We start from the raw sequence: 20,751 nt of genomic DNA, 5'->3' as shown, positions 1-20,751 counted from the left end.
TTTTTAATTGCGCTACTCAGCTATATCGACAAGCACCACAAATAAAAAAGCCGCCCCGATCATAACTTTGGCGAGTTACGGGACGACAGTATCGTTTAGTTAACTAATGCCACCGCCTTTGAAGCGGCTTGCATGGGAAGTCTTGTTAGCGCAGGGCTTCCCTTTTCTATTACATTATAGCATGACCTTTAAAAACTGGCTAACGTTTTAGACTTTGATCAAGTTCGGATTCGGGTTGTTTGATCTCCGGATTCTGTTCAGCAAATGCTTTCAGTTGTTTTTGCGTTCGATTACTGATTTCATGGTGTACATCATTTAACTTATTTTTTAGTCCTAACTTTTGTTGTGGATTAGTTGCTTGCTGAACTTGTTGTTGCAAGCCTTGATAGGACTTATTAAGTTCCTGGGCTGATAGCTTTTTTAGATTATGCTCAGGCTCTTTTTGGGCTTCTTGTAAGCCTAATTGTTTGGTTAAGCCATCGCTAAGCTCAATCACTTTGTTGCTCACTTGCTGGATCTCACTTAAAGCACTATGGATCACGGCTTTATCTTTAGCCCAGGTAGCCACATACCCGAGTGAGTAGTTGCTGGTATCAACACCAATATTTTGCATGGCAACATACGCGATCGCTTCGGCTTGGGTTTCCTGATAGGCTCGTGGCCGATCTTTAAAGGCTGATTTTAAGCCGTGTAGCTGGCTATGCGCATATTCATGATATAACGTCTTCAATTTTAAAGCATTATCGGGCTCATCGCCACCAATGACGATTTCATTACTGCTGGGTTGAAAATACCCCTTAGCCCCATTTAGCGTCTCTAAAGGCACTTCACTGACTTTAAGGTCGGTTTGCTGGTTTAAATAATCTTTGAACGCGTTATACAAGCTCGTTACATTCTGATGATCGGCTAAATTTTCTTTGACAAAATCCTTGGCACTTAACACTGGCTCACCGCTAGTTTGTGACACGTCAAAGACGGGTAGATAACGGTAACCGACAATGGCGCGTTCATCGGTGGTATCAAGACGCTTTTGCTCGGCTGGTGTTAACTTCTTAATGATCGGGGCCGCAATCCGAATCGCTTTTGCGCCTCGTTTGACGGTGCGGTTAAAAGCCGTCTGCCATTGCTTAAAGCCCGCGACTTGAGTGGCTTGCGGATTTTGCGCATAAATCAAATCAATGTTTCTGGCGCTATAATGATGAAATTTAGCCAGGGTATTAAGATACTGTTTAAATCGGTCACTATCAGTTAATTTTAGGATTTGTTGTTCGGCTTGGGCGACTAATTGTGCTTTCCAGGCTTTAACGTCTGCTTTACTCGGCATTGTCTACCCCTCCTCATTTTCAAAAATATCATTCAATATAGGGGTTACGTTGATTTGAATCGGGGTCGTGCCATAAAGGGCGATGTAGCCATCAGCTAATTTTTGCCAAGCCACTTGATAATAGGCTCCGTTACCAGTGATTTCTTTTAAATACTTGTAGGTTCCTTTAGCCTGTAAAACTGGTAATTCACTCCCAATAACTGCTAATTTATTATCCATTTTATGATCTCCTTTGCTTTGCTAATCTCACCCGTTGTTTAGGTTTACTTTTAGCTTTATAAAAGTGAACCTAAATGACGGGTTCACCAACCGGAACAACGTGAAGGGCGGTAGGCAGGTTCTAATCAAAATCAAAACTTAATTTATGGCCGTCAAGCTTTAACTTGGCGTCAAACGACTTCCCCTTTTTGCTCTTGAAACCCTTTAATTTGCTGGTTTCACCCTTGGTAACTAACGCTTTAATTGCGGTCTTCCCGAGCGTCTTGCTACTCCATTTCTTAGGTAAGGTAAAATCTTCACCTTGCTTGGGCTTCACAATGTAAAACTTCTGTTTATTTAACACGGTCGCTTGCGGTGTTTCTAAGAAGACCTCGGCGGACTTTTGTGCTTGCTGTTGGTGATTGATTTGTTGCTTAATGGCTGCATTGCCGGTTAATTGTGTGGGAACATCAGCGATTAACTTCGCCACAAACTTCTTGATTTGGCTCAAAAAATTATCCGGAGTGCGTTCTTCGGTACTGATTTGCTGTAAAGCTTGCTCCCATTTAGCCGTCATTTCTGGACTAGTTAGCAAGGGTTCGAGTTCGACCGCTTTACATAAAGTAATTCCGGCTTCACTGACGTGTAGCTTATTCTTTTCAGTAACTAAATAGCCACGTTTCTTCAATATCTCAAGCACATTTGCCCGGGTCGCACTTGTCCCAATGCCTTGCACGTCTTTGAGAATCGCCTGGGCTGCTTCATCATCAAGCGTTTTACCGGCCGTCTTCATGGCCGTAATCAGGGTACCTTCGGTAAATGGTACCGGCGGGGTCGTTTCTTTTTGCGGCGTTTGCAGATTTGCTTGAACTTGGTCGCCTTGGTGAACGATCGGTAGGGTGGCTGCCTCTTGCTGGTCGGCTTTGTGATCATCAAATAAAGCTTGCCAACCTTGCTTAGTTGGGACCTTACCCGTTGCTTTAAAATTGGCGTCACCAACTTGGGTAATAATGGTAGTTTCCTCGTACTCGTACGGATCAGCAAACATGGCTAAGGTCGTCCTTAATACTAAGTCATATACTTGTTGCTCAAGTTTTGATAGCTTAGCCAGCTGCTCTTGGCTTGGCACCGTTTTTGTCATAATAATTGCATGGTGTTCTTGCACTTTTTTGCCGTTAACGTATCGGCTTTGTGGCTCGATTTGAGGTAAGGCAATTTCTTTTGAGACTAACTTCTGATACCGCGCCAAGTTCTGGCGCAGATACGTAAATTCTTGATCGGTAATGTATTGACTATCTGTTCGTGGATAAGATAAGTATTTAGCTTCATATAAGGCTTGAACAGCTTTTAAAACATCGGCAGCACTGGCATGATACCGCCGGTTGATCATGGTTTGTAGTGCTGACAACGAGAACAATCGTGGACTGGCGCTTTTTTTGCCTTGCTTTTGGACGTCCTTGATTAAACCGTCCTGTGAGCCTTTCTGAACGTGTTTAGCCTGCATGAATGTCATTAGCCCTGTTTCGTCTTTAAATCGCTGATAGGGGTCTAATTTTGCGAAAAATTTTTGCTGATTAGCTAAAATTTCCGCATTTAGCTCAAAATAAGGTTCCGGCTTAAAGTTTTTGATTGCCTGGTCCCTTTGATAGACCATATACAAGGTTGGCGTCTGCACGCGACCAATTGAGTATACCCCGCGTACCCCATTTTGTCTTAATAACAAAGTATATAAGGGACTACCATTCATACCGATCAACCAATCGCTAATTTGACGGGTTTGGGCTTCCTGGTACTTAGGGTAAAACGCCCAGCCGTCTTTCAGCGCTTTAAAACCACTTCTGATGGCGTCTTTTTCTAACGAGTTGATCCATAATCTCTTGATCGTTTTCTGTTTCAAATTAATCTTGGCCTGATTCATAATTGACCAGGCAATGTTCTCCCCTTCACGATCACTATCAGTAGCAACGACAATCGTATCTGCTTTGCTTAACCACTCTTTCACAATTTTGAATTGAGCTTTCTTGTCAGTTGGGACGATAAATTGGTAATGTGCTGGGAAAATAGGTAAGTTACTCAGTGACCAATGTTTGTATTTAGCGTCATAGGCTTCTGGCGCTGCTAGTTCAACTAGGTGGCCGAATCCAAACGTGATAACGGTATCGGGCGGTAAGAGTGAATCGTTAATGATGTAATAGCCTTGTTTCTTAGTGCTCCTTTGGAACGCTTCGACATATGATCGGGCTTGACTTGGTTTTTCTGCCAAAATAACAGTTGTCATTTTCCATACTCCTTGTGATTAAGTTTTTGATCTAATTCTGTTTTACCTTGTTCAGCCGCTTTCAACCAAGTTTCACGGCGCAATTCTTGTTGTTGCTCTATCGATTGTTGCTTCAAATAATGTTGATACCGGTTGATGGCTTTGAGATCTGCATAGGCTGACCAACGGAATAATAAGCCACCCAGCAGTAAAACTAAGGCCATTAGAGCAGTTCCTAAAAAATCGGTATGGTTCGCCATGAAAAGCTCTTGGTATAAATCCATTAACATGAGGTAAATTCCCATTATATAGAAGACCATGCTAACTAAGTTATCAAAATAGTAAGACAGCTTAGTCCGCCGTGAAGGTGTTGTAAAAGGATCGGTTCGCATATCTTTTTTGGCTTTTTCCAATAACCAGTGTGCGATTTTCTTCATAACTATTTTTCCTCCTAGTGGTTACGGAAATAATTTTGAAACATTCTCATGGCACCCATACCAGCACTTTTAGTCACACCGGTTGAAGCCCAAAAGTCTTTAACGGCGTCAGGTGTTTTGACCACCAGAAAACCGAATCCGATTGAAGCAATAAAAGCAATAAACCCGTATTTAGCCATATTAGTGAAACACCACACTGATAATGACATACAAAGCACCTGGCTAATAATGGAAGCATTGTAATAAATGTACTTCTTCCACCACGTACCACTATAATCAAAGCTTTCAGTTGCCATGCTCATTGCAGCTAAAGGAATTGTCAGGTTATACCACGCCATATCAGCCACAAACACACACATTTTGATAAAGAACACGACGGTTACGACAGTGAAGATTAGCAGAAACAAAATCTGTAAGGGTAGCGAAATGCCAACATCTTTTAACCCAGGAACTTTATTCATGCCGGTAATTGATTTAGCAGTGAACTGCTGATCAGAACTAAGCATATACTTTAGCAGGGGCAAGGTAATTGAACCTTGAATAAAGCCCTGTAAGAACACGAAAACCGGAATCACGGCCGCTGATTTAATCCCGTCCATGATGATATTAGCCCAAGTCACATCGGTACTTTCGTCCGCCTCTTTTATAATTGTCATCACAATACGCCCAAGGACAACCACAACGACTAATGATGTCGCAAAGGACAGGAAGATGGCATACCACGTTTTAACAATCGGCAAGCTTTGATTGGCTTGGTCAATGATTGCCTTACAGATGTTGAATAAACCATCTAACAAACCAGACAGTAGCCATTCAAAAAACTTAACAATCGCTCCCCGAACCAGTCCTGAAATATCACCTAAAACAAACATATCTATCACTTCCTTTTTTGCAATTCAAAGCTTCCTAATCCGTCATCTGCTTTGGCAGTTTTATTTATTGCTTTAGCTTTATAACCATCGCTAATTTGAGTTAATTCAAATTTTTGATTCTTCTCATCATCAGTATTTACTTTTAAATATTCTTTACCAGAAGTATTACTGACTGAATAATTAGCATTTACATTCATCAAGGGGCTTTCAATAGTCATTGTTTTTTTATTAAATTGGGTTTTATAGCTTTGTCCTTTTTGGTTGAGATACCATTTATTACTTTGCAAATCCTGTGCTGTAGACTTGCCACAAGCGGTAAGACCAACAACAATCAGTAACACTGTCATCTCAGCGATTATATATTTCCGATATTTTTTCATTAATATGTCCTCCATTATCCAAGCATCTTCTTATGTCTAGACTCTAATTCTTGATCAATATTGTCCTGCAATTTGTCTTCTTCGTCATCGGTTGTTTGATCGTCTTTTTTTGCTTGTTGTTGTGCTTTAACCGTCTGATTCCACTTATCTACCTTATTCTTAAAGTTGGTTTCTTGGCTGGCTTCTGGTTGGCCTTGATACTCATTCTGTGACAAGTTAACCAAATGATCAGCCCCTGGAAATAGTTTAAATTGGAACGCTTTTGTAGCTTTGACCGGCCGTGCATTACTAAAGATTAATAAGCTCTGATCTTCAGGCATACGCATAATTTCATCGGGAGTCATCAGCGAACGGCTCGTATAGCTGTAACTATCGCTCTTACTGTGGCTCTCTTCCTTGCTATGACTGGTACTCTCACTTCCCGTTTCCACTTTCACCGTTGATTTTCCTAGTAAATCACTAAAGTATTTAGCAGTTACGTCATTAGCAGCATTTAAGCAAATTTTAACGGCATGATTTCCTAAGATACTCTCGGCCTTATCCTTGCCATACAAGGCTTGGAGCTGGGTTAAGGTCTGACAAATGGTCGTCACGCCAATGCCGTACCCCCGGCACGTTGCTAGGAACTCCTCATACTTGGGAAACTTCCCTAAATTGACAAATTCATCAAGGATAAAGTCGACTTGGTGGGGCAATTTAGCGTGATGATCGGCGGCTAATTTGTATAATTCATCAAATAATTGTGAGAAAAACAGATTGATGAAGCTTTCATAGGTATTATCCATGACGGGGATAATCACGTATAGCACCACTTTGTCATTGCCGATCTCTTTTAAATCAAAATCAGAAAAGCTGGTAAAATTGGCCACTTCTTTGTCAACGAATTTCGAGATGGTCGCCAACAGGCTTTCAATAATGCTGGCTTTCATTTCCCCTTTGGCTTTTTTGAACCCTAACTCATAAGCGCGTCTAGCTGGATCAGTCATAGTTAGATCAAGAAACAAGGTATCTAACGGACTATCTGCGCCCTTTTCCTCGGCTTCCACATCGTTTTCTTGCAACACTTGGGTCACACCCGCCAAATTCCGTTGTTCTGGTGACCGATGGTTCATGACAAACAGGATTAAAGCCTTCAAAAGCTGTCTTTGGGTACTAAACCACACATCTTTTTTGCCTTCGGCATTTTCACTCTGGACGATCTTCGTGGCGACGGTTTCGGCTTGAATATCCCGTTGAATATAATCAAAGGGGTTGTAGCGATCACTGTGCGCCATGTTGGCAAAGTTGACGACATGGACTTTATACCCCTGGGCTAGTTTGATACCGGCCGTCTTTTCGTATAATTCCCCTTTTGGATCGGTCACGACAATGCTGTTTTCCGTTTCGTTAAACAGGTTGGTAATGACGACTGACTGGGTCTTATATGATCCAGGACCCCCGACCACAAAAATGTTCCGGTTGGGTTTGGTGCTGTTATTCTGGTAAACAATCCGTTTATCTACGATACCTAAAATTGTCCCGTTCATGCGTTTACCTCCAATGCGGTTAGATTTAGATGGCTTTTCTGATTTACTTCTTTTTCATCTGTATTCTGATTATCTGATAAATGAAAGATAAAATGACTGTGATAATTGTAAATACAAAAGTTAGTGTGCTCTTTCCCTGAAATAGGAACAAAACTATCGCAATTAACGACGTGATGATCGTAACTATTCGTACTAATAAATCTGGTCTGTTCATGCTTCTTACTTCCTTTCACTTGTCTGCCTTGGATTGTGTTTCCTGTTTTGTTAATGCCTCTAATATTTCTGTTGTGGTGCTCCTGTTAAACGCTGTGGTGAGGTCTTTGGCATTGATACTAAAGTAATGGTCACTCAATTCTTTTAAATTCCCCCAGGTCGCACTCCCGTGGGTTTCAGTGTCCGCAGTCTCCCACGCTTTGTGCTTGCTATTGCGTTTCAAAGCAAAATAGACGGTGTACAGGACCACAGCGACACTGACGATAATTAATACCGGGTTCTTTTGACCCAAATACAAGTTGTAATAATGCCAGGGGTGTAAGGCTAACTGCTTTAACACCGTTGGCATATGGTCCGCAAAAGTCAACTTATAGCGCGACAAGGCCATGACTGATCCGGCTAAGATCTCCGCTAAATACAAGCCAATGATTAGCGTTAGTAGATACGGCCAACTGGCTTTAACGCTGTTTAATAATTTGTCTTTCATCTAATCACCTACGATTCGTTTAATCCTTTGTTGGTTGGTACCGGAGTATCGTTGCGTGCCATGGATCAAGGTTGGTACTGACGTTAATTGATATTTTTGAATGTAATGCCGATTCTGCGGTTGGTTCATGTTAATCAAGACGATGTTGTGACTGATTGCGTTGTGCCAATAAATCTGATGAAAAATAGCTTGGCAATCCGGGCAATCATCGCGATAGAAGAACAACACTTTTTTAGGGTGCTTAGCCAGCGTCACAACTGTTTTCTCTTTCTCAACATGGTTCACATAGCTATGACCTGCAAAGCCTAATACTGCAAGTATCACCACGATCACCGCTAGGGCTTTGCTTACTTTTTTAATCAAGGTCACTCGCTTTAAAACTGTTCCCAAAATTCTGTACATCAGTGATTCGATCCGTGGTGGTATCGAAAGTCACTTGATAAAGTACCGTCGCCTTTTGCCAGTCGTTGTCGCCACTCTTACTTTCGTAACTGACAACGGCCAAGCCTTTCAGATTCCGCCCCTGCTTACTTTGCGTATACAGGTTCAGTTGATTTAACTTAGCTGAAACACTATTGCTATCACCATACGTGCCCTTATTTGAAAAGTATTGCTGATATAGTTTGTTGGAAATCAAGTCTTTCACGCCATCTTTACGCTGGCCGTAGGTCTTGGGCTTAAAGTTGTTCATGACCTTAAAGAACTTGGTGACTACCGTATTAAAACTCAGTTCAGCCTGACTTTTGTCTTTATTATTTTGGTAGGTCTTATAACTGTCAATTTGGGTGCTCAATAACTGCTTTTGTTGGTTGGTTTTAGTCAATTGCTGACTAACTTGTCGCTTTTGCTGTTGTAAGCGACTAATCTGCTGTTGCGCCTGCTTAACTTGGCTATGTTGATAGGCATTCGCCCCTAATGACATGATTAAGATCAAACTACCAAGTGCAATACTTAAAACCATGCTACGCTTCATTTGCTGGTTCCTCCTTACTTCTTGATTGGCCGGGCTAACGTTACATCGCTACCACTTAGTAAGCTATAAAAGGCGGTACCAAAGGTGCTTTCGTTAACCTTATCGCCTACGCCACCTTGTTCAATGATTTTGGTGGCTTTGCCTTGCCATTTATCTAACAGAATGGCGGTATGCCCGTTGTTTCCGGCCCCGGCGCCTTGATTAACAATCACAATATCGCCGGCTTTCGCATCATTTTCACTGATCTGTTTCAAGTATTGATGGCTACCTTTGGCGTCACTGGCCATCGTGCCGGTAAACCAGCCCATGTTGGCCGGTACCTTGTAACCAGCCTTATTCAGGGCTAACCAGACAAAGCCCGAACAATCAGTTCCACCAGTTTTGCTGGGATTCTTTAAATCACTGCCTAAATCGGGGCCGGGGTGGGTTTGAACATAGTAGAAATCGCCTTTCATACTTTCCGCGTTTTTAACAATGCTGCCACCGGAATAGCTCGGGTTACTATCACAACCTAACTCGGTCAGATCGCCGGAACTCGCATTGTCTAACGTATTACCGGCCACGGAATCACTCGCACCCAGCACGGAATACCAATGATCGGCATAACCGTATCTTTGGCTTAAATACCATTGTTCCGGGTTTTTGCTCATGCCTTCATAATCCATTAACCAGGCTTTGGTCGCTTTGTGCACGTTCGTATACTTAAAAATCTTCTTGTTTGACGCATAGTAACTACTGTTCAATTCTTGATCGAGATAGTCCAACTGCACCCCGAGATTGGTCGCTGGCTTGCTTTCTTTGTGGGCTAAGTCCTCCAACTTATCTTTACGGCCGCCTAACCACTGGGCTAAGCCCGTGGCCCCGGAGCTTGAATTGACGGACTTAGGATCAAGGCGACTTTCTAGTTGTAAGACGCCCAAGATGCCAGCTGCCGCTTGTGGCGTTGCACCATACTTCTGTTTCCAGTGCGCATAGATATTTTTGGCATTTTCCGTCATGCTCTTACTATCTAATTGTGTTTCTGTAGTGGTTGAGTTATCGCAACTATTTTCTTGTAATTGGCCGGTAATCGCCGCTATCAATAAGATAATCAGCAGAATGGCACCGCCCACAATATAGGCAATCAGCTTCCACTTCTTTTTCTTATATTCGAAGGCCATCACCTGCATTTAATCACCCGCTTTAGCTTTGGTTTGATCAGCCTGCCTTTGGGCCGCCTTCTGATCGGCTTGAGCACTCTTTAAATCCGCTTTGTCCGCAGCCACCTTTTTGGCCTTAGCTTTATTCTTCTTACCATTAATTTTGTTGGCCTCGTCTAATGCCTTTTGGGCGGCGCTGACGTCACCTTTTGCTGAATTAAGCCTTAACAACGCCTTTAAATACTTAGCTTTAGCAGTATTCACCCCGGCTAACTTAGTTTGTGCCGTCTGTGCGTCTTGGGTGTCGTTATGGTCTAAATACGCTTGTCCCATTCTCAATAAAACATCAGCGTTCGTCGTAAAGGATAATTGGTTATTAAGCGTATTGGTATCATAATTAACAATCGCTTTTTCGAGTTTCAATTGATCTTTTTGCGTGCTTGTCGCCTTAGTTGGTAACTGCCAATTGGCAATCTGTCCGCTATCTTTGTTGGCATAAGCCGCATTAACAACCTTGTTCAACTGACTTGGGTCAACGTTTAAGGCTTGCTGGTACTGACGATGCTTTAAAAAGACACTGACTTGCTTAGTTAAAGGATAGCCGGCCCGTTTCATATCTTTTTGCGCTTCCGACCATTTTTGATCATTTAAAGCGGTCTGAATTTGACCGCTATATTTTAATCGCGTGACCTGGGCTTGGTTCTGGTTAGCTAAGCTTTGATATTGCCGTTCGTCACTTTTATGGACTAAACCGACAGCCAAAACGGCCACAATCGCCACTCCGGCCACGCTCAACCATAAACGTTGTTTGGTTTTCTGTTGGGCCGTTTCAACTGCCTGCCATTCGTGATAGCTCACAAAATCCTCAATGCCGTTAACCACTTCCCTTAACTCATTTAACGACGTAGCTTTAGCTACTTGTTGTAAATAGTCGTCCGGGTGTTTGGCCAGGGCTTCTTGAGGATTGCTTAATAGCCGTTCGTAAGGCGTCCCCGTCAAGCAAAATAGAATCAGTGCTTTGTATTTGGCTAAATTGCTATGCTTGTCATCATAAGGCATGAGTTCATTGGCCCGGTAGGCGTACCAAACATGTTGCATGGGGTAATACCACAGGTTAGCTGGGTTCAACGCAACGTGATACTGGCTATCGTTAACCACATTTTGCGCCATGATTTCCTTGGCAATTGCTGACCGGATTGCTTTATTTTCATGTGGTAATTCCTTTAATGATCTGACCTTATCCGGCAAGGTATAAGTTAAAACAACCTTCTGGCCTTGCTCAACCACGTTAACCAACTGTAAGAAATTGGCATCAGCTTCCTTTAATTCGTTTAGCTCACTCAACTGGTCATATCGAAATTGATTGTGATTGAGTTCGAGAATTAACTGGTTTCCCTGTCGCTTGAAGGTGCCAACCTCTATATTCAATAACTGGTTTGGTTTACTCATTTAAAGTCCCTCCTTCCTCCTCGGTGGTAGTTAAAGCGTCAATCTCACTAGGTGTTAAGACCACGCGCTTTTGATAGTCCGGCTGCCCGGCTGTCTCACGGTGATATTTTTCTTGGTAAGCTTCTGGGTCAATTAGCCGTAGTTCTTCTTCGGTCAACTCGACACGCATAAAGGCGCGTTGGCTACCATAGATCATCAGGGCTTCACCTTGTCTACGACGTTCTAATAACTTCTTTTCTTTATCCGAGAACGTCATACGCAATTTGGTAATCACATCATCAACGCCTTTACCGTCAAGACCAAAGAACACTTTGGTATAGGAGTTCCCAATAATGGCTTCACCAATGTTCTGCCCGGTATCTGTCGTTCCTTCAATCACATCTTGAATTTGCTGCGTTCCGGCAATCGCCCCAGCATTATACTTTCTAAACCGCTTGTAAGCTTGGTGGAAAAAGGTGGCGGCTGCTTTGTGCAAGGTCAAGAAATGAAATTCATCGACAAATAATTTCTTGCGGCTATGCCGATCTTTGGTAATTTCGTCCCATAGATACTGGAAAGTATTCAGATAGGCGGCTGATTGGACTTCCTGCTCACTTTGTAGCGGTTTTAAATCAAAGGAAATGATTTTCCCTTTTAAGTTAACGTTGGTATGGCCGTCAAATAAACTGTTAGAACCATGGGTATAACTGCCTAAGATGTAGTAGAAGTCTTTGACCCGATTGAATTTGTCGGCGTCCTTATCTGCCAATTTTTCCAACTCGTCATAAACATTGGATAAGGTCGGCCACTGATCGTCTTTAATTTCTTTTAAGCGGCTGTATTTCAAAACGCCACTGTTGACGTAAGCTTGTTTAACGACATCATCAAGGATTGCCAGTTCAACTTGGGTAATCCCGGTTTTAAGGACTTCAAAGAACCCCTTTAATCGCTGGATTTTATCTTTAACTAGTAAATCAAGGTTTGTGACCGCTTCATCGGCGCTTAAGATTTCTTCGGAAAAGATTTGGAGCGGGTTAATTTTGTACTTAGCATTAGAAGTTAGGTGCAGGACTGCCCCACCTAGGGCTTCGACAATTTTGGTATATTCATTTTCTGGATCAATAATGTAGAGTTGATAGTCTTGAATGGCGTAGCGTAGGATTTTTTGGATCATATAGGTGGTCTTGCCGACCCCCGAGGTCCCGATAATCACTTGATTTTGATTTAGGGTCTTGTTGCGATCCAACATATCTACGGCAATTAAGCTGTTGGTATCTTTGTTAACTCCTTCAATATCGCTTCTCGGCTTTAAGTCCAGAATTTCAGCGTCATCAAAAGGAAACATACTGCTGGCGACTTCGGTATTACTCTCTTTATAGGTGTAATCCCCCATGAGGTTCTCGTTAATTGGCATGGTTGACCAAAATGCTTGGAAAGTCGCTTTAACGGGCACTAAGGGCTTCATTTGTAGTTTAATCAACGTATTCTTAACGCTTTCGGTTAAGCCATCTAATTCTGCTAAACTGTTGGCCCGCAGATAAATCAGCATATGTTGGTACACAAATGTGGTAGAATTATCGAGGTATTTATCTAGTTGCATGTTGGCTGAATCAATATAGTTTTGCAGAATTTTCTTTTTATACGGGTCGAACGTATTTAACTTCTGCGCTTCCTTGTTTTGAATCGTCTTCTTGTAATAGGTAATCATTGAATTGTTACTGGCGCTGTCGATATATTGCACAATATCGATAACGCCTTTTTTGCGCTTCAATTCTGACAACCAGTTGCCGTAAACCCGCTTGGGATAGTCAGCGATCGCTAACACCCGAATAAAATTCTCGCCCGACTGGACGTAGGTGGGGTACTGTTCCCAGCTGAACGGAAATAGTGAATGCAAGCTATCGCGATCAATCAGCTTGGTAAAATCCTCAACCTCCGGTTTGGGCTTACTACCCGTTTGGTCGCTGTTACCTTGGTTATGCTCTTTTTTAGTTGGCATAAATAAATCAATGACCTTATCACCAAAACTCATTCTGTTGCCCCCTATCCATTAAAATTGATCAAGTTCTTTAAAATCTCTTGGACTTCTTGACTAGTCAAAACTTTGGCCGTCACATCAAAATCCGTTAACGCATTTTCAATGTCTCGTTTAACCTGTTCGATCTTTTCGTCTAAATGAGTGACGGCTAAGTTTAAGCTTTTAACGCTCTTGTCTTTAATCGGTACCTTAACGATTAGCAGATGTTGCTTAGTTGTCATGTTTTTGGATTCTTGGACTTTAGTAAAGTGATCCAAGTAACTGGCTATGAGCTGGATTTTGAACTGTTGCTCCGGGTGGTCTTTTTGTAAGGCGAGATACCGCCGTTTGAGACCATTGAGATAAGCCGTCATATTGACGGGAATCGTCGGTTCTAAGAACTGTAATGTGTCATCAACGCCTTCACCTAAGGTACTCATGAGAAACGCGCCATAGTCCTCAAAAACGTCTTGCTGTTCGGTTTCATTAAGTAGATCCAGGTTGATCCCACTAACTTCCAAAATGCCAACGAGATTACCCGTTTTGGTAACTTCGTAATTACCATACATACCCACCACCAAGCTCATGTCATCAATGGTTTCTTTGCCACCATTGATTTTGGGCGGTTGGTAATCCCAATCTAGCCTGGCTGATTTATTGGCGGTTTTGTTCTTCTTCAAACGCATTTAGTTCACCTCGCTTCTTCGGTTTTAAATAAAACAGTTTCTGACCATTGGCATAGCGGCGTTTCAGCTTAAAGTTATCCCGCACTTTAATATTCTTCCGCGCCGCAACTGGTCGAATTGTTAAAATAGCCATGACAATCGTCATGGCTAAGACAACAATCACTATTTTTATCAGGACTAAGATCAGACCATAGGGTGGGATCGCAATAAAAATTAAGCCCACTAGTCCTGCCAGTCCCGCTACGCCAAAATCCTTCAAGGTGTAGTCTTTCCAGATCCCGTAGTCTTTATCTACGTTTTCTGGGAAGATAAATTCTTTTCCTTTCTTCATTTGGCAGGCTCCTTTTTAAATTAGGTAAATAGACTGTAAACCCAAGGTAATAGCCAGATAATGGCCGCCGCTAGGGCCACTAAGCCAGCTACTCGACCAACCGCGTGATAAACCTCTGATTTCTCTCGCGGATCGTCTGCGTCAGGCATTCTTTTGATAATAATAAATAGCGCGACACAAATCCCGACTAAAACGACCAACCCAGTTAAAATACCTTGAATCGTCTTACCAGCGCTGGTTAGCTTGCTTTTAACTTCGCCACCGCCCGCCGCCAAAACAACCTGGGCGTTCATTAAGCCCAGATAAATCGCAGTAGCTCCAGTAGTTGCTAACGCTTTTACTTTGCTGAACTTCATGTTATTCCTCCTTCCTATCGTCTTCTGATGTTCGTAATTGAATTTGTTCTGCCTGCGTTTCTTCTGGCTCACGCTGATAGAACTTGTTCAATTGTTCCTCGGCAATTTGCTGGCTTGGTAATGGATCAGTGGCTAATTTGACGCGGCCGTTTTCACTCGTGGCTAAGTAATACTCTTTTTCTGACTGGCCTAATTCTTGGGCCTCTAAGACATGCAAATTATGTTCGTAACGGTCTAAGGCGTTATCAACTTCTAAACCATAGAAACCTAAGAAGCCTTCCAGGAAACTCTCACCAAAAAAGGTCATTTCATTTTTGATCTGCTTATATTGATGGGTCGGTTTGTCACTCACCAATTTTTCGGTCTTTTTAGCATTTTGACTGTCTTGATGGCGATTAAACCAGCCCCTAAGTTTTAATGGCGGAGTTTTTAGCTGACGTTTAACCGTCTTCTGAATCATTGCTCGGCGAACTTCATCGATTGGCTGCCCATCTTGATCTAAAATTGCTTGTAGCTGTTTTTGATCGGTTAATTTTTGATCATCATCGACTACAATCGCCTTTTGATCATCATGAACTAACTTGCCATTAATGCCTTGCCAGCTTTCTGCTCTCATTGGATCACCTCCTAAAAAAAAGCGCGTTAGGGACGCTAAACAACTAGCTTTCCCCTAACCCGCCCGGTAAAATGGATTGTTAGGAGGGTGACACCTAGAATCGTAACTTCCAGGTGCTGATCCCCGTTAGCAACTCTACTGCTGACGAGGACGCCCTCTTTTTTTATGTGGTTTTTAATCCACTCTATGCCTTCATCAGATATTAACTTGCTTTTCCCAGAACCAAGCATTAATTCTTCTGGGAATTCTTCTCTATGTCTGCTCAACCAAGCACTAACATAGTTGCGCCCATGTCCTAATTCACGACTTGCTTGTGCTAGACTATGCCATTTTTGTTTGTTTGCCACATGTGGATTCTCCTTTCTTTATTTTAGCTTTAGTTTAACGCATAAATAGGTGCATTGATACCATTTTATTTTACATTTAGATTACAAGTGCATGCCCCCATCTTCATGCCGATTACGGGTTTGGTGTTGCCGCTGCTTTTTCGTCATTGCCCACTCGGTCTCTTTTAAGCCACGTAGTTGCTGCTTTCTTAGATAGTCTGTATTTTTCGCATATAAAATGGTCATTAAGGCTTCGTCCAAAATATTCATCAGGTAATTTTTCGGGCTAGTTGGATGGTAATTAATGGCCTGATAGTCCTTAACTTGAGCTCGCTTATATTGATCAAAGCGCATTGTCTGTTGTTTCAAACGGGCTTGCACCATTTCAATTTGTTGGTGATCCAACTTAGGATCTTGGCCACATTCGCCAATAAACAGTTGCCGGGTGCCATCATGTTTTAAGACCCGTTGCAGTCGATGATCCTGAATATCTTTTAATTCCATTTTACCTAACAGGTAATTTAAACCGGCTTGGTGTTGCTGACTAGTAAAGACTACCGGTGGCTGCTGTTGTAATTGACTAAGATCATCGGCGCTTAATGGCTTTAATTCTGGGTCATAGTAAACCACGGCGGTATAGATTTGCTCCTTGTCAATCGTCTCTAGCTTATCGAGGTCACTGTCCGGAAAAGCAGTCGTTAGAATGCTGTTGTATTGGGTTTGCACTACGGCTTTAATTTTCCGCATGACCCGTAAATTTTTCACCGCTTTAGAAATGAATTCGAGTTCGCTTGGTTGATAAGCGGCTAGCATGCCCCGATCAGTATGCTTCAAATCGTCTAACTGGTGACCATGTTTGGCTAGCACCGTGGTTAATTGCTTCTCAATTGTTTGGGCCTGCTGATTAACTAACTGCCAGCTGGTATATGGCCGCCTGGTAAACGTCAATAATTGCTGGGTTAATAAGTCACTTCGAATATCCGCTAACCGTTCTGCCAATTCGCTACCCTTAAAAATCGTTTGTTCACTATTAGTTTCTTTAATCAGTTCCCGTCGTTCAGCGGCGGTTGTCTGTTCAAAATTAAGTTCCGGATAAAGCTTTTTCGTTGCTCGTTCCACCACTTTATTTAACAACTGGTTAGCTTGTGCTAGTGATGTCGTTTGCTGGTCAATAGTCAGCAGTTGCTTGGTTACATCTTCACCAATGGCATGTTTGATTAATAAGCTGTTTTTCCAATTAAACAGCATGCGCTGTTTATCATCTAAATGTTCTAAATCGACATAGGTTTTCAATTGCTGACTTAGATGACTAATTGTGTGTTTTTCAGAGAACGATAGCTCGTCAGTTAACGCGTCAAAGTGTTCATGATTTCTAATCTTTTCGTCAAGATTATGATATTTAGCTTGGGCGCTTCTTTGCGCTCTAACTTGTTGATTAAATGCTTTTCGATTTTTTCTTTGGCTGTTAATGCCTTCGTGTTGGGTAGGTGTCTCTTGAATCCCTTGATCGACAAACGATTTTTCACTAATCCGATCCGGAATATTTTTTTGCTCTAAAGCCTGATTTACACTTGCCGCCCAATTTTTTCGCCACTCATTAATTTTTTCCTTTTTATCCCAATCAACCAACCAAATTTTTCTTTGTTTTGGAAACCCGCTTTTGGTTAAAAGTTGCTTGCCATTTTCATCTTTAATGTACTGCGTCTTTGCTTTTAATCCCCAACTACCATCGGGGTTAAATGGGCGATTGGTTAACATCACATGTGCATGCGGATTGTCTGGGTTATCGCGATGAATTGCTACGTCAGCTACCATACCTTGATCGACAAAATTTTCTTGCACATATTTTGTCAGTAATTCTTTCTGTTCGGATTCACTTAATTCTACCGGTAAAGCCACGTTAAATTCTTTTGCATACCGTGAGTTTGATTTACGATCTTTCTTTTCAACTTCATTCCATAATTGTTCTCGATTACTGGCCCATTCTGGTGCGTTTTTTGGGGTTAAAATAAAGCTTTCTGGCATAACCGGGCGGGCATAAAAATAGTGGCGGCCTTCTTGATTATCAAATAATTTTTCACCGCTTCGATAAGCGGCACTGGCAATGGCACTGCGTCCTTTACCAGCACTAATATTACTAAAACTTATATGAAATATTGCCATGTTAGTCACCTCTTTACTTTGATTCTATGGGCTTGACTTTGTTGTCGCCATCGGCGACTTCTAATACAGGATTTTGGGGTTAGCACAACATAGAATTCATTCTATGTATAAGTGCGCATTGACCTCGTTTCACTCGGCCTGCTGAATTCTATTAATTCAACTGTAGTGTATGCCTTCCGCTTCGCTATTTCAACTTTTATCCTTTGACTTGGCGTTTTCATTATGATATAGTGACCGTGATTATTTGTAAAACAATTGGAGGAATCCTCATGTCTCAAAGCAACTTAGAAAAACAAGAAGCTAAATTAAAAGCCCTTAATCAAAAAATTAAGGACGAAAAAAATAAGATTGAACAACGGCTAGGTAAACAAATCATCAGTCAAGCCAATTTAGATTATGCTAATTTGTCTAACGAACAGATTAAGCTTTTAGCCCAGCAATTTTCTGAATTTTTAAAGGAAAAGACTGTAGATCATTAATCATAAGAGATGAGTAAATTCCATGCCTAATCAATATGAAAAATTAGTTAAACAACAAGCACGTTTAAAGCAAAAAATTGAGCGGGAAGATTTTAAATTACGGCAATCTAAATACTACGAAAATCGGCAAGCACGCAAAGCCCGTTCTCGCCGACTAATTCAAAAAGGAGCCTTACTCGAAAAATACTTTCAGGCTGATAACTTATCAGTCGAACAAACCGAAGAACTTTTAAAAATATTTGCCGATTATGTTAATGCGCATAAACCGAACAAATTCAAAAACGATCAGCCTAATAACTAGGCCGATCGTTTTTGTTTTCAGGATTGTTTTTTAGCTTAACTTCTGGGTTATGATCCGCAAAATCTTTTAACTGTTTTTGAATTCTTTTACTAGTTTTGTCTTTAACTGATTTAAGCGCTAAGTTTGCTCTAATTTGTAATCCTTGAATGCCATTGTCATATGTCCATCGTTTAATTTTAGCCATGTCATTAGTTCGATAATAATTGGCAATTAGTTCGTTCCATTGATCCCACTTATCTAATGGGACATTGATTAAACCAGCGCCACCGTCAATCATAATTTTATTGGCACTTAAAGTCGCCGTCCTTTTGTTCCCGTCCCAAAAGATTTGTTGGCGCATATTATGATACAGAACAGTCAATGCTTTATCAGTGGTCGTCATTTGTGGATCAGCCAAGATTTTTTGTAAAAAGGATTGTTCTTGTTTTTCGTTGATTAAAGGCGGTTCAAAAAAGTCTTCACTACCTAAATCAACTCCTCCTTTCCCTTGCCGTAATTCTCCCGGTACTAAGGCGTCTTCCGCTGCCACAATCTTGTTAATTTGCTTTTCCATGGTTAACGTTAAAGGGGCATTTTGAGCAGTGATATATTGCCACCCACGCTTTAAATTAACAATCGTCAAAACATCTTCAACAGGTACTCCTGCTACGCTCATACCGTCCATAATAGTTTGTGTTTGTGGCAAAGTGGTATTAACGCCTTCAAAACGAGCATTAGTATGCACTAACTTGGTAAAGTTTGCTCGGGCAAACCGTTGGTTTTCTGCAGCTGTAAATTGATACTTGTCCATATATGTTCGAGTTTTAGCCATATTTTGTGCCTCCTTTCTATTTCAGTCACTGATTATTTGACCTGTCCATGTTAAATCACAAAATGCTTTTCGTTGATGATTCTTTCTTGGCGTTTGTCTAAGAGGTAAGTGTGTAACGCGTCAAACAGCTTGCGTTTATCAGGATCTGGATTATATGCCGCTTGTTCCCAAATGTCTTGAATATCGACTGCCCATGGGTCAGCCAACAATTGATCAATTGTTTCGACTTCTTTGCTGGATTTGGTCATTTAAAAAGCTCCTTTTACATTCCTTTAGTTCAGTCATCGCCAATTAAGCCACTCAAGGTGCCTATTTTTGCTTCTAAGCGGTTTTAAAGCGATTTTAATATAATTATGCATGTAACGCTTAAAACGGCTTAAGCGAACTTATACGGTGTTTTAATCCCAAGTGCACTCATTGTCAGTGTTCTGTTCTTCGGGGTGTTTAGCCGCATATTCTCTAGCCGCTTGTTTATTCCACCAAATGCCAAACAGGTTCTGCATAGTACCGTATAAGTAGTTCTCCACGTTCTTGATATGCTTCTCATCGCTTCTTAGGGCGTTAAAGTAGCGTCTTAAGGCTTTAGTCATTAAAGGTTTCAGTTCCTCATCATCAAGTGGGATTATGACCCCAATATCTTTGTGATCTTTCTCAACTCGGTACTTAGCATTTAAGATAATGCCGATGAAGCGCCGCATTTGTTGCGGGGTGCGGCACCAAAAACTAAGTAGTTGCACAGCTTCTGGTTCTAAGAAAACCGGTAAGCCACTGTCTTCATCAGTTAAGAAGTCATTAGCATGTTTTACTAAATCCCGATTTTGGGCTTCAATTTCAGCTGGTGAGAAATTGGCTGTGGAAAAGTCCAACTTTTGAGTATCTATATCGTATCTATTAGTATCTATATTATTAGTATAGTCTAGATTGTGACTCTTTTTGACACTTTCGCGTGTATCAAGGGTTTGAGGGTTATCGTCAACGGTCTTCCGCGAAGGTTCCGTTTTGACACTTTCGCGTGTATCAAGGGTTTTAACGAACTTCCGCGAAGGTTCCGTTTTGACACTTTCGCGTGTACCAAGGGTTCGTGGCTCTTGTTGCCGAGATTTTGTATAAATGTCTGTTGCCGTAACTTCTAAATCTGCTAAATACAATCTATTTGGTTCATTTTTACCAGTTTTGGGATTAAAGTGCATGGTTTTCTGAAATAATAATCCTTGGTTTTCAAGTTCTTTTTTTACCCTAATCACTTTCTTTTTTGACCAGCCCATAAGATCTGTTAGTTCTTGATTTGTAAAAATGAAATAAACCCGGTTATCTTCATCAACCCAGTTGTTTTTCAATGAATAATCTAGTCTATCGTGTAAAATCATATATCCTAATTTTGCACTATCACTTAATGTCTTATATTGAGATCCATAAATTAAAACCTGTGGG

The 20,751-nt window shown here is 41.5% G+C and carries 24 protein-coding genes; 2 read left to right on the top strand and 22 right to left on the bottom strand.

Going from position 1 to position 20,751, the window contains the following annotated elements; genetic code table 11:
- Positions 1 to 199: 199 nt before the first annotated feature.
- The 19 genes from HMPREF0518_RS02235 to mobQ all read right to left on the bottom strand — a co-directional run bounded on the left by HMPREF0518_RS02235 (position 200) and on the right by mobQ (position 17,729).
- Positions 200 to 1,324: an ArdC-like ssDNA-binding domain-containing protein gene (locus HMPREF0518_RS02235; protein ID WP_003625662.1), complete on the bottom strand. Its 1,125-nt coding sequence runs from the start codon at positions 1,322 to 1,324 to the stop codon at positions 200 to 202.
- 3 nt (positions 1,325 to 1,327) lie between these two features.
- Positions 1,328 to 1,543 (bottom strand): hypothetical protein, encoded by a 216-nt coding sequence (locus HMPREF0518_RS02230; protein WP_003625661.1) that lies wholly within the window; start codon positions 1,541 to 1,543, stop codon positions 1,328 to 1,330.
- Between the two features lie 121 nt (positions 1,544 to 1,664).
- Entirely contained in the window at positions 1,665 to 3,800 is a 2,136-nt protein-coding gene (locus HMPREF0518_RS02225; protein WP_003625660.1) for a type IA DNA topoisomerase, read from the bottom strand.
- Complete coding sequence (locus tag HMPREF0518_RS02220) at positions 3,797 to 4,216, bottom strand: hypothetical protein (RefSeq protein ID WP_003625659.1); 420 nt, start codon at positions 4,214 to 4,216, stop codon at positions 3,797 to 3,799. The genes HMPREF0518_RS02225 and HMPREF0518_RS02220 overlap by 4 nt, the downstream gene beginning before the upstream one ends.
- Positions 4,217 to 4,230: 14 nt before the next feature.
- Complete coding sequence (locus tag HMPREF0518_RS02215) at positions 4,231 to 5,088, bottom strand: conjugal transfer protein TrbL family protein (RefSeq protein ID WP_023192843.1); 858 nt, start codon at positions 5,086 to 5,088, stop codon at positions 4,231 to 4,233.
- 5 nt (positions 5,089 to 5,093) lie between these two features.
- Complete coding sequence (locus HMPREF0518_RS02210) at positions 5,094 to 5,468, bottom strand: hypothetical protein (RefSeq protein WP_154645737.1); 375 nt, start codon at positions 5,466 to 5,468, stop codon at positions 5,094 to 5,096.
- Positions 5,469 to 5,482: 14 nt separating this feature from the next.
- Positions 5,483 to 6,994: a VirD4-like conjugal transfer protein, CD1115 family gene (locus HMPREF0518_RS02205; protein WP_003625654.1), complete on the bottom strand. Its 1,512-nt coding sequence runs from the start codon at positions 6,992 to 6,994 to the stop codon at positions 5,483 to 5,485.
- Positions 6,995 to 7,223: 229 nt separating this feature from the next.
- A complete protein-coding gene (locus HMPREF0518_RS02195) occupies positions 7,224 to 7,694 on the bottom strand; it encodes a hypothetical protein (RefSeq protein ID WP_003625649.1) in 471 nt (156 codons plus the stop codon).
- Complete coding sequence (locus HMPREF0518_RS02190; protein WP_035505363.1) at positions 7,695 to 8,063, bottom strand: thioredoxin family protein; 369 nt, start codon at positions 8,061 to 8,063, stop codon at positions 7,695 to 7,697.
- Complete coding sequence (locus HMPREF0518_RS02185) at positions 8,050 to 8,667, bottom strand: hypothetical protein (RefSeq protein WP_023192841.1); 618 nt, start codon at positions 8,665 to 8,667, stop codon at positions 8,050 to 8,052. The genes HMPREF0518_RS02190 and HMPREF0518_RS02185 overlap by 14 nt, the downstream gene beginning before the upstream one ends.
- Positions 8,668 to 8,681: 14 nt before the next feature.
- Positions 8,682 to 9,836, bottom strand: a complete 1,155-nt coding sequence (locus HMPREF0518_RS02180; protein WP_003625644.1) for a phage tail tip lysozyme — start codon at positions 9,834 to 9,836, stop codon at positions 8,682 to 8,684.
- Positions 9,837 to 11,255, bottom strand: coding sequence for a type VII secretion protein EssB/YukC (locus HMPREF0518_RS02175; RefSeq protein ID WP_003625642.1), 1,419 nt, complete (start codon positions 11,253 to 11,255; stop codon positions 9,837 to 9,839).
- On the bottom strand, positions 11,248 to 13,266 hold the full coding sequence (locus tag HMPREF0518_RS02170; RefSeq protein ID WP_003625641.1) for a VirB4 family type IV secretion system protein: 2,019 nt from the start codon (positions 13,264 to 13,266) through the stop codon (positions 11,248 to 11,250). The genes HMPREF0518_RS02175 and HMPREF0518_RS02170 overlap by 8 nt, the downstream gene beginning before the upstream one ends.
- Positions 13,267 to 13,277: 11 nt before the next feature.
- Positions 13,278 to 13,937: a TrsD/TraD family conjugative transfer protein gene (trsD, locus tag HMPREF0518_RS02165; protein ID WP_003625639.1), complete on the bottom strand. Its 660-nt coding sequence runs from the start codon at positions 13,935 to 13,937 to the stop codon at positions 13,278 to 13,280.
- The gene (locus HMPREF0518_RS02160; protein WP_003625636.1) at positions 13,906 to 14,268 is read right to left on the bottom strand and encodes a hypothetical protein; all 363 of its coding nucleotides are present in this window, start codon (positions 14,266 to 14,268) and stop codon (positions 13,906 to 13,908) included. Before HMPREF0518_RS02160 ends, trsD begins: the two co-directional genes overlap by 32 nt.
- A 20-nt stretch (positions 14,269 to 14,288) precedes the next feature.
- Positions 14,289 to 14,624, bottom strand: a complete 336-nt coding sequence (locus HMPREF0518_RS02155) for a CagC family type IV secretion system protein (RefSeq protein ID WP_003625635.1) — start codon at positions 14,622 to 14,624, stop codon at positions 14,289 to 14,291.
- A 1-nt stretch (position 14,625) separates the two neighbouring features.
- Positions 14,626 to 15,240, bottom strand: coding sequence for a hypothetical protein (locus HMPREF0518_RS02150; RefSeq protein WP_003625634.1), 615 nt, complete (start codon positions 15,238 to 15,240; stop codon positions 14,626 to 14,628).
- A gap of 35 nt (positions 15,241 to 15,275) precedes the next feature.
- Positions 15,276 to 15,587, bottom strand: a complete 312-nt coding sequence (locus HMPREF0518_RS02145; RefSeq protein ID WP_003625632.1) for a hypothetical protein — start codon at positions 15,585 to 15,587, stop codon at positions 15,276 to 15,278.
- A gap of 81 nt (positions 15,588 to 15,668) precedes the next feature.
- The gene (gene mobQ / locus HMPREF0518_RS02140; RefSeq protein WP_003625630.1) at positions 15,669 to 17,729 is read right to left on the bottom strand and encodes a MobQ family relaxase; all 2,061 of its coding nucleotides are present in this window, start codon (positions 17,727 to 17,729) and stop codon (positions 15,669 to 15,671) included.
- 269 nt (positions 17,730 to 17,998) lie between these two features.
- On the opposite strand from mobQ, the gene HMPREF0518_RS02135 reads away from it, so the two are divergent.
- Both HMPREF0518_RS02135 and HMPREF0518_RS02130 read left to right on the top strand, forming a co-directional pair.
- Positions 17,999 to 18,208, top strand: a complete 210-nt coding sequence (locus tag HMPREF0518_RS02135) for a hypothetical protein (RefSeq protein ID WP_003625628.1) — start codon at positions 17,999 to 18,001, stop codon at positions 18,206 to 18,208.
- Positions 18,209 to 18,230: 22 nt separating this feature from the next.
- Positions 18,231 to 18,509 (top strand): hypothetical protein, encoded by a 279-nt coding sequence (locus tag HMPREF0518_RS02130; RefSeq protein ID WP_003625626.1) that lies wholly within the window; start codon positions 18,231 to 18,233, stop codon positions 18,507 to 18,509.
- On the opposite strand, the gene HMPREF0518_RS02125 is transcribed toward HMPREF0518_RS02130, so the two are convergent.
- The 3 genes from HMPREF0518_RS02125 to HMPREF0518_RS02115 all read right to left on the bottom strand — a co-directional run.
- Positions 18,499 to 19,320, bottom strand: coding sequence for a Fic family protein (locus HMPREF0518_RS02125; protein WP_003625624.1), 822 nt, complete (start codon positions 19,318 to 19,320; stop codon positions 18,499 to 18,501). The two genes, HMPREF0518_RS02130 and HMPREF0518_RS02125, sit on opposite strands and share 11 nt — an antisense overlap.
- Positions 19,321 to 19,370: 50 nt before the next feature.
- On the bottom strand, positions 19,371 to 19,568 hold the full coding sequence (locus HMPREF0518_RS02120; RefSeq protein ID WP_003625622.1) for a hypothetical protein: 198 nt from the start codon (positions 19,566 to 19,568) through the stop codon (positions 19,371 to 19,373).
- A 150-nt stretch (positions 19,569 to 19,718) separates the two neighbouring features.
- Positions 19,719 to 20,751 (bottom strand): replication initiator protein A (locus HMPREF0518_RS02115; RefSeq protein ID WP_003625620.1); only part of this gene is annotated, 1,033 nt, incomplete at its 5' end.

It is taken from the genome of Lactobacillus helveticus DSM 20075 = CGMCC 1.1877, from assembly GCF_000160855.1.
In the GTDB taxonomy this organism is placed as follows: Bacteria; Bacillota; Bacilli; order Lactobacillales; family Lactobacillaceae; genus Lactobacillus; species Lactobacillus helveticus.
This window is presented reverse-complemented; position numbering and strand designations above follow the sequence as displayed.